Genomic DNA, 14,806 nt, shown 5'->3' with positions numbered 1-14,806 from the left:
GCGCGGCGGCGGGCTGGGGCCCTCACCCCGCGTGCTGCGCACGACGACCCTCTCCCACGAACGGATGTGGGAGAGGGAGCACACACCAGTATCGTACGTCCCGGATAGTTTGGCGCGGCCGCGGGCGGGCCCTTCCCCCGGCCCCTCCCCGCTCCCCTCCCGGCCGAAGCAGAAGCGCGGAGAGGGGAGAACGACGGAACGGTGGGCTTCGGGCGGTTCGGCTCACGCGGATGGGCCCCCTCTCCCCGGCCCTCTCCCCCGCTCCGCGGGAGAAAGGGAGACCTCAGCGTGGCCGCGGCGTTCGGCTCGAGGCGCGTCGCTGCGTTGTGGTTGAAGCCCCGAACCGGACGCGCCAGCGGCCGGTGTCGGGGGTTACCGCTGTTTGAGCGGCGGATTTATCCGCTCAGGATAGACCGCGGCCCGAACAGGTTTCGGGTTCGATCACGATTCTGCCGGACAGCCCCCGCGTCAGCGGGCGTAGAACTCCACGATCGCGGCGACTTCCACCACGAACGGCACGTCGCCGCGCATGGGGGTGGCCACCACGCGGCCGGTGAACTTGTCCGACGGATCCAGCGCCAGATAGCCGGGAAGCCGCACCTCCGGCCCGCGCTCCACCGCCGTCATCACGTCGGGAATGGCGCGGCCCCTGGGGCCCACCGCGACGGAGTGGCCGGGCTTTACCAGGAACCCCGCACGGTCCACGCGCGCGCCATTCACGCGGATGTGCCCGTGCGCCACCAGCTGCCGCGCCGCGGGAATGGTGGGCGCAAAGCCCAGGCGGAACACCACATTGTCCAGCCGCCGCTCCAGCAGGGCCAGCAGCTCCTCGCCGGTGACGCCGCCGGAGTGCGCGGCCTGCTCAAAGTACGTCCGCAGCTGCCGTTCGGAGACGCCGTAGTTCCAGCGCAGCTTCTGCTTCTCGTCCAGGCGCGCGCGGTACGGGGTGCTGCGGCGGCGCTTGGGGTCCGGGCCGTGCGCGCCCGGCGGGTACGACTTCCACTCGGGCGCCTTGCGGGTAAGCCCGGGAAGCGGCGTTCCCAGGCGGCGGATGCGCTTGAGGCGCGGCCCACGTTGCGGCATGACGATCCTGTTGTTCGGTATGGGAAATCAGTTGAGAAGCGATCGCGAAAAGCGCGGACGCGGACCGGCGGACGGCTCTTCGCGCGTCACGTAGTCCTCTGCGCGGTGCACCAGTTCGCGCAGCTCCAGCAGTTCGCGCCGGTCAAACACGAACGCCGCGTCGCCGCTTTCCGTACGGATCACAAAGGCGCGCGTGCGGCTGTCGGCGGCGGTGTCCGGATCAAACCCGTCAATCACCTGCAGCACGGAAGCAAAGTCGTCGCGCTCCATGCAGAGCACGGCGTTGCCCAGCGTGACCTCCACCTTTCCGCAGCAGCCGCAGAACAGCGCGCTTCCGTGCGCCGTCCGGGCAAAGGGTTCCTGATTCTGTTTCATCACAGGCCGGAGTAGATGTGGTTGAGAATCATTCTCATTCTACTCAGGCCAGAGACTCCTGTCAACGAGGTCGTTCGATGGATCGATGGATGGGCGGATCAGGCCAGCGTTGATGCGGATTTCTTTGGTTGATGAACGAAACCCGGCCCGCGAGCGTGGAGCCGCGGGCCGGGTTATCAGTCCATCCGATCAGTCTGTCGATCAGCCGCTTCGTGGATGATCGTGGATCGGCAGAGCGATCAATCAGCGACGGGTTGATCAGTCGATCCGCGGATGCCGATCAGTCGATCAACGGTCAGCGCGCCTGCGGCGATGCGGTCGCGGCGCGCTTCATCCGCGTGAAGGGATGGCCGTTGCAGCCGGTGCGCGGCGTGTCGCGACGGGCGATGGTGGCGGCTTCGGCTTCCGCCTGCGTCGCGGCTTCGTAGGCGCTGAGGCAGAAGGCCCACTCGTAAGGCGGCATTCCGGGCAGGCGCATCCAGTCGATGCGCGTCCACAGGCCGCGGGCGGACGGGTTGGTGCTGTCGTTGCGCGCGATCAGGTACTGGCCGTCCGCGTTCCACCGGACGACGTGGTAGCTGGCGTACGCCTCGTGGCGCCAACGGTCGCGCGTGACGGTGTGATGGCCCTCGTAATCGTCCTCGAACTCGCCAGCAAGCCAGGACGGCGGCGCGCCCTGCACGGCGGTGGATGGCGATGGCGCGCCGGGCCGCACGCACCCCGCGCCGAGGATGGTGATGAGCAGCAGCGCCGCACGGCTTCCACGGCGAACGGGTCGGGTCATGGGGATGATGGGCGGAGGCGGTTGATCGCGAGCGAGCGCCGAAGATACGGGCCGCCCTCCGCCCGGCAAGCGCGTCGCGGGATGGACGTGATGCCGCGCTCGCTGGCGCGGACCTGTCCCGCGGAACGTCTGTGAGCCGATCGCAGTGTTGGCTTTGCGAATAGTAGATCCTTCGCTCGCGCACGTTTCGGCGCGGAGGAAGGACCGGCGCACGCTCACTCAGGATGACGCCTTTTGGCGTTGTACGCGGTGGAGCGGCGCGGGCGAGCTAGGGCGCTCATGGTGGCGCCTTGTGGAGGGATGCGCGGTGGGGAGGCCGGGCGAGTGCGGGCGCTCAGGATGACGGCTTTCGGCGAGTACGGGGTGGAGGCCGGGCGAGCTTGGGCGCTCTGGATGACGCCTTTGTTGTGGTGCGCGCTGGAGAGGGCAAGCAAGCCGAGGCGCTCAGGGTGGCGACTTGTTGAGACCGCGACGGGAGCCAGCGTGTCGCAGCCGTGCGACAAACGTTTCGCGGCGGGTTGCGCGCGGGGCGGGGGAGGGCGGAGATTCGGAACGGGTGCGGTGGATGACCGCGCGCCATCCACATCCCGCCACCCCCCGCGAACCCGATGAAGGTACAACCCCAGGCGGAAGCCTCGCCGCCCGCCGGGCACGGCGGCCTTGCCTCGCACCTGTACGTGCAGGTGCTGGTAGCCATCGCCATCGGCGCGCTGCTGGGCCACTTCGCGCCCGGATTCGCCGTGCAGCTCAAGCCGCTGGGCGACGGCTTCATCAAGCTGGTAAAGATGGTGATCGCCCCCGTCATCTTTCTCACCCTCGCCACCGGCATCGCGGGGATGAAGGAGCTGCGGACGGTGGGGCGGGTGGCGGCCAAGGCGTTCGCCTACTTCCTGTTTTTCTCCACGCTGGCGCTTTTCGTGGGTCTCGCCGCCGCCAACCTGATCCGTCCCGGCGCGCGGATGCGCATCGATCCCGCCACGCTCGACACCACCGCCATCGCCGAATACGCCGCCAAGGCGCACGATACCACGCTCACCGGCTTTCTGCTTTCCATCATCCCCGACACGCTGGTGGGCGCGTTCACCGGCGGCAACATCCTGCAGGTGCTGCTGGTAGCCATTCTGTTCGGCATCTCGCTGTCGATGGTGGGCGTGCAGGCCGATCCGCTCATCGACTGGATGGAGCGGCTGAGCCTGGTCATCTTTCGCCTGGTGGGCATTCTGATGCGCGCGGCCCCGGTCGGCGCGCTGGGCGCCATCGCCTTTACAGTGGGCAGGTACGGGCTGGGGAGCCTGGCCAGTCTGGGCGTGCTGGTGGCGACGTTCTACCTGACGTCGCTCCTTTTCGTGCTCGTGATCCTGGGCGCGGTGGCGCGGCTGACCGGCTTTTCCATCCTCAAGCTGGTGCGCTACCTGAAGGCGGAGCTGCTGCTGGTGCTGGGCACGTCGTCGTCCGAGGCGGCGCTCCCCAGCCTGATTCAGAAGATGGAGCGCGCCGGGTGCGAAAAGTCGGTGGTGGGGCTGGTGGTGCCGACCGGGTACTCGTTCAACCTGGACGGCACCAACATCTACATGACCCTTGCCGCGCTGTTCATCGCGCAGGCCACGGGGACGCACCTGAGTTTCGGGCAGCAGCTGCTGCTGTTGGGCGTGGCGATGATCTCGTCCAAGGGCGCGGCGGGGGTGACGGGCGCGGGGTTCATCACGCTGGCGGCCACGCTCTCCATCGTCCCCTCGGTGCCGCTGGCGGGGATGACGCTCATTCTGGGCGTGGACCGCTTCATGAGCGAGTGCCGCAGCCTTACCAACTTCATGGGCAACGCCGTGGCGACCATCGTCGTGGCGCGCTGGGAGGGCGCGCTGGACCGCGACCGCCTGAGCGCCGCGCTGGACGGGCTGACGGAAGATCCGGAGGCGGTCATCGCCTGACGCCGGCGGTACGTCCGGCGTGATCATCTCCATCGTGAAAAGAGGCCCCGCGACCGTCGTCGCGGGGCCTCTTCGCTTGTACGGGGATGGACGAGGTCAATGCCATGTCGGAGAGGACATGGCATGAGGTGCGTTGAGCGGAGCGGAAGGGGCAGAAATGAAAGTTCTTGACCCGCCAATTCGGGCGCAGCATACTCTGTTGTGTCCGGCTCCCGTTTCGCGCATGGCTTGGCCATGAACGAGCCGCGCTTCATGAATGCCCCGCCTTTCAGATCTACCCCCAAGTACCAGCCGGACCGGGGCTCCATCTTCATTGCGGAGTCTGCAGAATGCATCAACCCGTAGTTGCGCTTCGCCGTGCGGTCATGTCGCTGGCCGCCATCTTCATCGCTTCGGTTCCGCTTGGCGGCCAATCTCAAGGCACCATCGACTGCTCTCCAGGCGGCCATGGAGCAGGTTGCGAAGTAAAGCTCGAGGCCGGGCAGAGTTCCGCACTTATTCGATTTCGGCCTACGATACTCGGTCCGACTACCTTCACCATCCGCGGTGGAGGTCTGAACGAGAAGGTCAGCTTGAACGGTGACATGACCGCGAACTTCCGGTGGATCGAGGCTGCTCCGCCGACCGACACCGTGCTCATCCTGGTTGAAACGGCGGGCGCTCCCATCGTGCAGTGGGACACGGTTCGCATCTACCCCCACGTCGCCGCGGCCCGTACTCTGGCATTGCAGGACAACCTCGCGCCATATGTCTGGATTCGAAATCAGTGGCTTCCGCTGACGCTCAGAATCGGGGTCGGGACAGCCCAGGGTGCACAGCTCACCCAAGCAGAGTGCGAGAAGGTCCGCTTCGCTCTTCAGCCCCTTCCCGACGGTGACGCATCACCGGATACGGGACGTGCCAGCTACTATCCGAACCGGTCAGGCTACACCTGCTTCGTGGAGCCGAGGTGGAAATTCGCCGAGGTGACTGGCCGGCAGGATCTTGGCATACGCGTGGGAGATGAGTCTGTCCGGATTCCCGGTGTCGCTCGCGAAGGTCCGCGCATTGCCGCCGGCATCGCCTGGTTCTCCCGCCACACCAGCAAAGATACGCGCTACTGCAATTCCTACAGTGACGATTTTGATGTCTGCAGTGAAGATCGCGTGTCATTTTCCGACTCGGTGAAAAAGACGCGGATGGAAACCCACGACAAAGAGTGGCAACCCTTCTTTGCCGTGGAGACGCCACCGTTCCTGGGGTGGGACCAATCCACAAACCCCATTGGACAGTATCTTCAGACGAATGTTCGCGTTGTCGCCGGTTCGACCTTTGTTGAACCGCAAAAGAATTTCTTCGTAGGATTGACGTTGCTTCCACTGCGAGCGACAGAGCTGGAGAGCCTGCCGCTCCAGCTTCAGGCGGCATGGCGATGGAACGGCGGATTCGTCGGTGGCTTGAGCGTCGACGGAAGTGGATTGATCAGCAATGCATTGAAGGCGCTGGGCGCACCGTTCTGATCGCGATCAACAGGCTTGAGGTGGGCCGGATTGTTCATCGGATCACGTTCTGCTGAAGGAGGAGAGCCCCGCGGCGATCTGTCGCGGGGCTTCTCTCATGCCCGGCCTTCATCCCGTCCGTCCCGCGCATGACGGGCTCCACCGGCCTGCCATGGGAGTACGCTTCCCGCCCCGCGGCGCACATCACCCGCAGGCGCGGGCAGACGAATGTTTCCGTGCTCTTGCCGGTCAATCCTGTCGGGATTAGGATGGTGTCATCCCACCCATCCATACCCGCCGGCCACCGTGCCGGCGGGCTGCGGCACCCTCCCGTCCACCGGAAGACTTCCCGATGAACAAGCTGAAGCTGGATCTCAACACCCTGGCCGTGCACACCTTTGCCGTCTCCCCCGCCGCGGGCGAAGCCAGCCTGCTGGCCGCGGGTGACTCGCTCTGGTGCACGCTGGCGGGAGCATGCCCCAGCTGGTTCATCTGCACGCAGGACCCGATCACGGACTGACGCTGCCGGTAATCAGCCTCGAGCCGATGCCGAACGCCCCGCGACGATTTCCGTCGCGGGGCGTTCGTTCATCCGTCCCCCTCCCCGGATCGGCTACCGTGCAGGCGGGGCGCGCTGTACTTTCCTGCTACGCTCCTCAATCGCCTCCGCCGCCGCTCTCATGGTCCTCATCATTACGCGCGCGCTGGGCCGGCGCGCTCCCCTGCTGGATGACTGGTCCGTGGACCTGCCGCCGGACGACGGCCGCGGCGAGGAGGGCGGCGGGCTTACGCTGCGCGAACTGATCGCGCGCGTCGTGCGCGCGGAGGTGGCCGCGTTCCGGCAGCGGCAGCGGCGCGACTCCCTGCTGCGCGTCCTGTCCCCGTCCGAGATCGACGACGCCGCCGCGCGCGGACGCGTGCTCCCCGGCGGCCGCCCCGCATCGCCCGAGGTAGACGAGGAAAGCGCCGTGGCCGTGGCGCTGAGCGGCTTTGAGGACGGGCTGTACCTGGTGGTGATCGACGGCACCGAGCAGCGGGACCTGGACGCGCAGGTGTTCGTCCGCCCCGACAGCCGCCTCACCTTTCTGCGCCTCACCTTTCTGGCGGGTGCCTGATGGATCCCAAGGAGATTCAGAGCGAACTCGCGCGCCAGCGCGCCCCCGGCGCCGTGATGAAGCGGCTGAAGTCGTCGCGCGGCATCATGGCCTCGGTCACCGGCCGCGCCCTGCCGGCCGGGGTGGGCGCGCTGGTGGAGGAGGCGTTCGGCCAGGAGGACGTCCACAAACGCTACCACTTCCTGAACGAGCACGTGGAGCGCATCGGCCCCGCGTTCATGGAGCTGGACGATGCCGGCCGGCGACGGCTGATGGAGGCGCTGCTCCCCGGCAAGGTGGCCGCCGCCGAGGCCGCGTGGGATCTGCTGGCTCTGCGGCCCTTTCAGACGGGGATGTCGCGGCTTCCCTTTCGCTCCCGCCACTCGCCGCCCACGCTGGCCCGGGTGCGCGGGCGCTGGCTGCTGCAGACGGCCATGCTGCTGGGCGAGTACGACGGCGACATCGCCTGGGTGGCCGCGTGGGCGCCGCACCTGGCGCAGTGGTGGGGCGCGGACGAGCTCGGCTGGCTGCTGGCGGGCGGAATGCAGGCGGGCGGCGCGGCGGGGGACGAGGTGTTCAACATCCTCCGCGCCTCCGCCGCGTGCGAGCACCCGGTGGGGCAGATGGGGCGGCACGTGGTGCGCGCCTTTCTGAGCTCCGCGCGCCCGGGCGCGTGGGAGTACGTGGAGCGCCTCCTCCTGGCCGCGCAGCGCCAGGAAGGGCTGCGGCAGGTGATTCTGGAAGCCGTGGATGAATCGCACCCGGACGCGTTCCGCCGCATGATCCGGCTGGTGCGCGACGAGAACCTGGGCCGCTTTTCGTCCGTCGTGCGCGCGATGGATACGTGGTTCGGATTCGCGTGGGACGGCGCCAGCGGGATCAAGGTGGATACGGTGCTGGATCGCGTATCCACCTTTCTGGACGACGCTTCCGCCCGCGACGCCGCGCTCGGCGAATCCGACGCGGAAACGGTGTACCTGGCGCTGTGGAGCACGGCGTTTCTGGACGTGGACGCGGCGGTGGCGCACGCCGCGCGGCTGATGTCGTCCCCGTCGGACGAGGTGCGCTTCGCCGCCGTGCACCTGCTCGGCCAATCGCTCTGGTCCGCTTCCCATCCGCACCTTCTGGCGGCGCTGCGCGATCCCAACCTGCGGGTGGCGGCGCGCGCGCTGGATCAGTTCAGCGGGGACGCGAGCGCGTACGTGGACGGCGCGGAGCTGTTTGCCGCGCTGGAATCGCTGCTGGCGCGCCTTCCCAAGCGGTCACAGACGGTGGGCGCGCTGGTGTGGCCGTGGACGGCCCGCAAGCTGGAGCGCACGCAGGTGGCGGCCGCCATGGGCGCCAACGCGGCCAACGTTCCGGCGGAGCGGATGCTTCCGTACGTCCGCGACATGGACCCGTTTCAGCGCGAGCACTTCATCTGCCGCATCGCCGGGGTCCGGCCGCGGTGGAGTTCCGGCCCGGCCCCGGAGCGGAAGAAGCTGACGGCGGAGCAGCGCGCGCTGGTGCTGGAGCTGCTGGGCGACACCTCCGCCGACGTGCGCGGCGCCGCCTTCCGCGCGATGGGGGACGGCGCGCCCGCGGCGGACGAGTCGGCGCGGCTGATCGATCTGCTTGCCCGCAAGCCGAGCGACCTGCGCTCGGGCGCGCTCCGGCGGCTGCGCGCGCTGCCCGACGCCGAACTGCTCGACGCCGCCGGCCGGCTGACCGGGGACGCGGACCCGCTGCGGCGGCTGGCCGGGCTGGAACTGCTGCGCGACGCGGCGGAGGGCGGACGCGCGGTGGACGAGGTGCGCGAGCGGATGCGCGCCTACCGCGCCTCGCACGACACCGTCTCCGAGCCGGAGGCCGCGCACCTGGACGCGGTTCTGGGCGCGTCGATGGAGGTGCCGGTGCTGGATGACGCGCTGGGCCTGGTTCCGGGCGCGGAGAGCCGCGTCTGGCCCGCGCCCGCGCGCCATGCCGTCACCGTGGACACGCGCGCCGCACAGGCCGCCATCGAGTCGCTCGCCGCGGTGGCCCTCGCCCACCAGACGGTGGAGGTGCGGGCGGCGACCGGGGGCGACACGTGGCTGCTGCTGGAGCGCGCCTATCAGATGATGCCTCCCCGCAACCCCGCCGCCATGCCGGACGCGGAGGAGAAGCTGCCGCTGCGCGACGTGTGGAAGGCGTGGCTGGCCGACCGCCCGGCCAACACCCGCGACGCGGACGGGATGGAGCTGTTCCGCGCGCTCCTGGCCGGCGACAAGGCGGCGGCGTGGAGCGGGCCCAACGCACGGCGGCTGATCGGTGCCGCGCCGTGGAACAGCGGCCGCGGGTTCCTCACCGGCGTGCTGGAGTGGTGCGCGTGGTGGCAGGCGCCCGCATCCGCCGCCGCCTTTCTGGTGGACGGGGTGGAGAACGCGATGGCGGACTTCACCCCCGCGGACCTGCGGGAGATGGCGGCGGAGCCGGAGCAGGCGCGCCACGTCAACGTTTTCCGCCGCAGCGCGGAGGCGGGCTACGAGCCGCGCGTGAACGCCGCGACCGCGTGGCTCGCCCGTCTGCGCTGGTGGCAGAGCGCGCGGCCGGAGGAGTTCTCCGCCGCGTCGGGGGCGTCGCGCATTCATGGAATCCTGCGCTGGTTCCGGCACCACACGGGCGGGTTTCTGGCGATGGATGTTTCGCTCGCCGACTTTCTGGCGGCGTACCGCGCCGGCGCGGCGGACCGGGACGATTTCATCACCCTGATCCTGGGACGGGCGAGCGGGGCCGGTCTTCCGCCCCTGATCCACGCCGTCTCATCCCGCAAGCCGCCGCCGGAACTGGCCGCGCACGCGGAGCTGCTGGACGCGGTGGAGGCGTGCCGGCGGCGCATCGTGGAAGTGGAGTGCGCCCGCGGCGACCGTCCGACGGAGGCCTCGCGCCACGCGCTCCATCTGCGCTGGACGGGCGGGCTGGAAACGCTGTCGCCCGCCCTTCCCGCGCTGGGCTCCACCAACTTCGCGCGGACGATGGGATGGACGCGGGACGGCGCCTCGCGGCAGGACACGCTGAGCCACCTGGTGCTGCGCTCCATCCCCCGCGCGGAGGACACGCACGACGCGTTCGCCGCCTGGGCCGCGGGCACCAGGCTCAAGCCCGCGAAGCTGGTGGAGCTTGCGCTGTACGCGCCGCAGTGGGCCGGGCACGTGGCGCACACGCTGGGCTGGCCGGGGCTGGATTCCGCGGTGTGGTGGATGGGGGCGCACACTAAGGACGACCGTTCGTGGTCGCTGAACGAACTCAAGGAGGTGTGGGCCGCGGAGGTGAGCGAGTACACGCCCTTGTCCGCCGCGGACCTCACGGAGGGCGCCGTGGATGTGGCGTGGTTCCGCGAGGCGCACGCGCGGCTGGGGGCGGAGCGGTGGAAGACGGTGGAGGCCGCGGCCAAGTACGGCTCCAGCGCGGGCGGGCACACGCGGGCCCAGCTCTTTGGCCGCGCGATGGGGGGCGTGGTGACGCGCGAGGAGCTCGCGGCGCGCATCGCGGACAAGCGCCACCAGGACTCGGTGCGCGCGGTGGGCCTGGTTCCGCTCCCGGCGGACGGGGAGCGTGCCGCGGAGCTTCTGGCCCGCTATCAGCTGCTGCAGCAGTATCGGCGGGAGAGCCGCAGGTTCGGCTCGCAGCGGCAGGCGAGCGAGGGGCGGGCGGTGGAGATCGGGATGGCCAACCTGGCGCGCACCGCCGGTTACCGCGATCCCCAGCGCCTGCAGTGGGCGATGGAGCGGGAAGCGGTGGCGGACCTGGCCGCCGGGCCGGTGGTCCGCGAGGTGGCGGGGGTGACCATCACCCTCTCCATCGGGGAGGACGGGACGCCGGAGCTGTCCGCGGCGCGCGGCGGCAAGGCGCTCAAGTCCATCCCCGCCGCGGTGGGCAAGGACCCGGAGGCGGCGGAACTCAAGGACCGGCTGAAGGAACTGCGGCGGCAGGCGTCGCGCGTGCGGGGCGCGCTGGAGGAGGCCATGTGCCGCGGCGACCTGTTCACCGGTGCGGAGCTCCGGGTTCTGCTGGGGCACCCCATCCTGCGCCCGGCGCTGGAGCGGCTGGTGTTCGTGGGGGACGAGGCGGCGGGCTATCCCGCACAGGGCGGGCTGGCGCTGCGGGGCGCGGACGGGGCGCTGCACGCGCTGGGCGCCGACGAGTCCGTTCGCCTGGCGCACCCGGACGACCTGTTCCGGCGCGGCGACTGGTCCGCGTGGCAGCGCGACTGCTTCCGCGCGGAGCGGGTGCAGCCGTTCAAGCAGGTGTTCCGCGAGCTGTATCCCATGGTGGATGCGGAGGCGGACTCCACCTATTCGCGGCGCTACGCAGGCCACCAGGTGCAGCCGCGGCAGGCGCTGGCGCTGCTGGGCGGGCGGGGCTGGGTGGCGCACCCGGAGGAGGGCGTGTCGCGCACCTTTCACGACGCCGGGCTGACGGCGCGGCTTGGTTTCCAGGAGGCGTTCTACACGCCGGCGGACATCGAGGGGCTCACGCTGGAGGTCGTCGTCTTCACGCGAAAGGGCGAGTGGAAGCACGTGCCGCTGGCGGAGGTGCCGCCGCGCGTCTTCAGCGAGGCCATGCGCGACCTGGATCTGGTGGTGAGTGTGGCGCACCAGGGCGGGGTGGACCCGGAGGCGACGGCGTCCACGGTGGAGATGAGGGCGGCGCTGCTGCGGGAAACGTGCGAGCTGCTGGGGATGGACAACGTGGAGGTGCAGGGGAGCCACGCCCTCATCCATGGCACGCGGGCGGACTACGCGGTGCACCTGGGGAGCGCGGGCGCCACGGTGCTGCCGGGGACGGCGCTGTTCATCGTGGCGGTGCACTCGCAGCACCGCGGGCGCATGTTTCTGCCGTTTGCGGATGATGATCCGCGGACGGCGGAGGTGATGTCCAAGGTGCTGCTGCTGGCGCGCGACCGGGAGATCAAGGATCCCCACATCCTCGACCAGATCCGCCTGGCCGCCCCGTCCGCCCCGCCGGCCGGGGGGCGGGAGTCACCGACATGAAGCAGCCGGGGAAGGGGATGACCGGGATCTTTTCTGCAATCGCGGGCGGTGATCTTGAAGCGGTTCGCAGTGCCCCCGCGGAGGATCTCAATACGCGGGACCGGGCCGGCGGCACGGCTCTGATGGCCGCGGTGCTTGCGGGGCGGCGGGACATGGCCGAAGCGGTGCTCGCCCGGGGTGCGGATGTAAACGCGAAGGACAAGCGTGGCTGGACCGCGCTTCACTTTGCCGCACAGGACTACCAGCTCGAGGTCGCGGGTCTCCTGCTGGATCATGGGGCAGACCCCAATGCGCAGGACGAGCACGGGAACGGTCCCCTGTCTCGTGCCACCTTCAACTCTCAGGGCCGGGGGGAAGTGATTCGGATGCTCCTCTCCAAGGGAGCTGATCCCCAGATCAAGAATGCGCACGGCGTTTCCGCCATCGATCTCGCGAACACGATTTCCAACTACGACGTCAAGCAGTTTTTCAACTGAACCACGTCCACCGGACGGACGACGGCCCCGCATCGTGCTTCGATGCGGGGCCGTTTGTCGTCGTTCCCGGGTGCGTTTCTGCTGCGGAAGGTTCTGCTCGTCGGCGGGCCGGGAGGCCCCTCCCCCGGCCCCTCCCCGTGCAAACTGCCGCACGGAGAGGGGAGAACGGCGGCCCGGCACCCGTCCCTGCGATGCGGTTGAAGCCCCGATCGTGGACGCGTCAGCGGCCCCGAGTCGGGGGTTCCCGCTGTTCGAGTGGCGGATTCATTCGCTCTCGACGGGCGGCGCCCGCGGTCAACGTGGGCCACCCGTTCGTGTGGCTATCCCCGCCGTCGTGGTGGATTCATCTGCTCGGCACGTGTCAGCGGATCAGCGGATCAGCGGATCAGCGGGCCGAGGACCCACATGGCGCCGATGATCACCACGATGCCGATCAGGTCCAGGATGATGCCGTAGCGCACCATGCGCATCAGCGGCACGTATCCGCTGCCGTACACGATGGCGTTGCACGGCGTGGACACCGGCAGCATGAAGCCCAGGCTGGACGCCATCGTGGCCCCCAGCGCGGGAATCAGCGGATCCACCCCCTGCGCCACGGCAATGCTGATCACCACCGGCACCACCATGTTGGCCGACGCCGTGTTGGACGTGGTCTCCGACACCATCACCGCCACGATCACCGACGCCGCCAGCAGCCCGAACTCACCGTGCAGCGGAATGACGCCCGTCAGCCCGCGACCCACGCTTTCCGCCAGCCCCGTCTGGAACGAGAGCACGCCCAGCGCAAACCCGCCGCCGTACAGCAGAATCACGCCCCAGTCGATCTTTGCGGCGTCCTCCCACGTGATCGCGCGCGCTCCGTCATTCCCGGGAAGGACAAAGAGCATGATGGCGCCGATCAGCGCCGCCGCGGACTCCGGCAGCCGCGCGCTCATCGCCTTGTAGACGGCGCTCGTCTCCCCCAGCGTCAGCGCGAACAATCCCGGCGTGATCCACAGCACCGCCGTCACCCCGAACGCGATCATCACCGACCGCTGCCCCGGCGTCCACGCCCCCAGCTCGGCGTGCGCGCGGCGGATGACCTCGGCGCTTTCGCCAAGCGTATCGATCCCGGCGGGCGAAAGGGCGTTCAGGTAGAGGTACAGGCAGATGAACAGCAGCACCACCACGGGAACGCCGATGGCCATCCACTCGAAGAAGGTGATCTCCTGGTGCAGCAGCCCGCGGATGAAGCCGATGCCGATCACGTTGGGCGGCGTGCCCACCGGCGTCGCCAATCCGCCGATGGAGGCGGCGAACGACGTCATCAGCATCAGTCCGGTGGCGTACCGCGGATCAACGGTGGGCTTGCCGTCCGCGGCGCCGGCCATCATCACCGACAGAATGGACATGCCGATGCCGAACATCATGGCCGTCGTGGCCGTGTTGGACATCCAGGCGCTGAGCGTGGCCGTCACCGCGCCGAACGCCAGCAGCACCCGCGACGGCCGCCCGCCGATCCAGCGCATGCCCAGCACCCCGTACGCCATCCGCCGGTCCAGCCCGTGAAGAAAGATGGCGCGCGCGATGATGAACGAGCCGATGAACAGAAAGATGAGCGGATCGGCAAACGGCGCGAACACCTCCTTCGCCGGCGCCACGCGCAGGATGATGGCGGCCGCCGCGCCCAGCAGTGCGGTGGCGGGCATGGGAAGCGCCTCGGTGATCCACAGGATGACCACGGCCGCCATCACCGCCGCCAGCCGGTGCGCCTCCGGCTTCATCCCCTCCATCGGCAGCAGGAGGATGATGACAAAGGCCAGCGGCGCCAGCACGAAGCCGGCGCGGTTGCGCAGCGCCTCGAAGCGCTCCTCACGCGGGGTGAGGACGTGGCGCACGGACGCGGGCGCGCCGGGGGAAGACGGAGAAATGTCAGTCACGGGGACGGGCGGATGGGCGTGCGGATGGAGAACGGCGGGCGCGCGCAATCTGCCGCCCCGCCCGCCGCCGCGCCATCGGTGCGGGGGAGCGGGACGCGGCGCTGTTCACCGGATCAGGCCGGCGCCCCGCTGCTGAAACCCCGGGCCGGCGGCGCGTAGCTCATGCAGCAGCGCTCCCGTTCCGTGCGGCGGGCCGACGCCGCGCGAAAGGTCGCCGCGGCGGATGCCTGTTCCAGAGTACGGCCCGAGGAAGCGTAGATCAGCAGCCGGGCGAACTCCGCGCGTTCGTCACGCGCGAGGGCTTCCAGCGCTCCCGGCGGGATCGGCTCTCCCACGACGCGCTCCTTCAGGTGGAGCCGCCACGCGAGCAGCTCCGGATGCGGACCGCCGCGCCGAAGTCCCTCCTGCAGCACCGCCACGCAGCGGCCGTACGCGGCATCCACGAACGGTTTCGGCAGATGATGAGCCGCGGCGGCTCCGGGATCGTTGGCCGCCACGTACAGCGCCGCGAGATCCAGCCGAAGATCCGTCGCGTCTGGTTCCTCCGCGAGCGCGAGCTCATACGCCCGCACGGCACCCACGATGTCGCCGCTGGCGTCGAGCGCGCGGGCGGCGTCGCGGCGGGTCATCAACGCGTCCCCGCACTGCCGGTGGTCC

11 protein-coding genes are annotated in these 14,806 nt (G+C 69.6%); 6 read left to right on the top strand and 5 right to left on the bottom strand.

Going from position 1 to position 14,806, the window contains the following annotated elements; genetic code table 11:
- Positions 1-468 precede the first annotated feature (468 nt).
- From rpsD to HNQ61_RS03490, 3 genes are all read right to left on the bottom strand, one after another.
- Entirely contained in the window at positions 469-1,083 is a 615-nt protein-coding gene (rpsD, locus tag HNQ61_RS03500; RefSeq protein ID WP_170031895.1) for a 30S ribosomal protein S4, read from the bottom strand.
- Positions 1,084-1,110: 27 nt separating this feature from the next.
- Positions 1,111-1,458: a DUF6686 family protein gene (locus HNQ61_RS03495; protein WP_170031892.1), complete on the bottom strand. Its 348-nt coding sequence runs from the start codon at positions 1,456-1,458 to the stop codon at positions 1,111-1,113.
- Between the two features lie 295 nt (positions 1,459-1,753).
- The gene (locus tag HNQ61_RS03490; RefSeq protein WP_170031889.1) at positions 1,754-2,242 is read right to left on the bottom strand and encodes a hypothetical protein; all 489 of its coding nucleotides are present in this window, start codon (positions 2,240-2,242) and stop codon (positions 1,754-1,756) included.
- A 608-nt stretch (positions 2,243-2,850) separates the two neighbouring features.
- On the opposite strand from HNQ61_RS03490, the gene HNQ61_RS03485 reads away from it, so the two are divergent.
- The 6 genes from HNQ61_RS03485 (at position 2,851) to HNQ61_RS03460 (ending at position 12,230) form a co-directional block, all read left to right on the top strand.
- Entirely contained in the window at positions 2,851-4,170 is a 1,320-nt protein-coding gene (locus tag HNQ61_RS03485; protein ID WP_170031886.1) for a dicarboxylate/amino acid:cation symporter, read from the top strand.
- A gap of 329 nt (positions 4,171-4,499) precedes the next feature.
- On the top strand, positions 4,500-5,669 hold the full coding sequence (locus HNQ61_RS03480; RefSeq protein ID WP_170031883.1) for a hypothetical protein: 1,170 nt from the start codon (positions 4,500-4,502) through the stop codon (positions 5,667-5,669).
- Between the two features lie 331 nt (positions 5,670-6,000).
- Positions 6,001-6,168 (top strand): hypothetical protein, encoded by a 168-nt coding sequence (locus HNQ61_RS03475; RefSeq protein ID WP_170031880.1) that lies wholly within the window; start codon positions 6,001-6,003, stop codon positions 6,166-6,168.
- Positions 6,169-6,328: 160 nt separating this feature from the next.
- Positions 6,329-6,763 carry a hypothetical protein gene (locus HNQ61_RS03470; RefSeq protein ID WP_205761167.1) on the top strand — a complete coding sequence of 145 codons (435 nt, stop codon included), beginning with the start codon at positions 6,329-6,331 and terminating at the stop codon, positions 6,761-6,763.
- Positions 6,763-11,754: a DUF4132 domain-containing protein gene (locus HNQ61_RS03465; RefSeq protein ID WP_170031877.1), complete on the top strand. Its 4,992-nt coding sequence runs from the start codon at positions 6,763-6,765 to the stop codon at positions 11,752-11,754. Before HNQ61_RS03470 ends, HNQ61_RS03465 begins: the two co-directional genes overlap by 1 nt.
- Positions 11,751-12,230 (top strand): ankyrin repeat domain-containing protein, encoded by a 480-nt coding sequence (locus HNQ61_RS03460; protein ID WP_170031874.1) that lies wholly within the window; start codon positions 11,751-11,753, stop codon positions 12,228-12,230. Before HNQ61_RS03465 ends, HNQ61_RS03460 begins: the two co-directional genes overlap by 4 nt.
- A gap of 377 nt (positions 12,231-12,607) precedes the next feature.
- Here HNQ61_RS03460 and HNQ61_RS03455 read toward each other — a convergent pair whose 3' ends face one another.
- Entirely contained in the window at positions 12,608-14,149 is a 1,542-nt protein-coding gene (locus tag HNQ61_RS03455) for a DASS family sodium-coupled anion symporter (protein ID WP_170031871.1), read from the bottom strand.
- A gap of 113 nt (positions 14,150-14,262) precedes the next feature.
- Positions 14,263-14,778, bottom strand: coding sequence for a tetratricopeptide repeat protein (locus HNQ61_RS03450; protein ID WP_170031868.1), 516 nt, complete (start codon positions 14,776-14,778; stop codon positions 14,263-14,265).
- Between the last annotated feature and the right edge of the window lie 28 nt (positions 14,779-14,806).

The sequence above is a fragment of the Longimicrobium terrae genome (genome assembly GCF_014202995.1).
GTDB lineage: Bacteria > Gemmatimonadota > Gemmatimonadetes > Longimicrobiales > Longimicrobiaceae > Longimicrobium > Longimicrobium terrae.
This window is presented reverse-complemented; position numbering and strand designations above follow the sequence as displayed.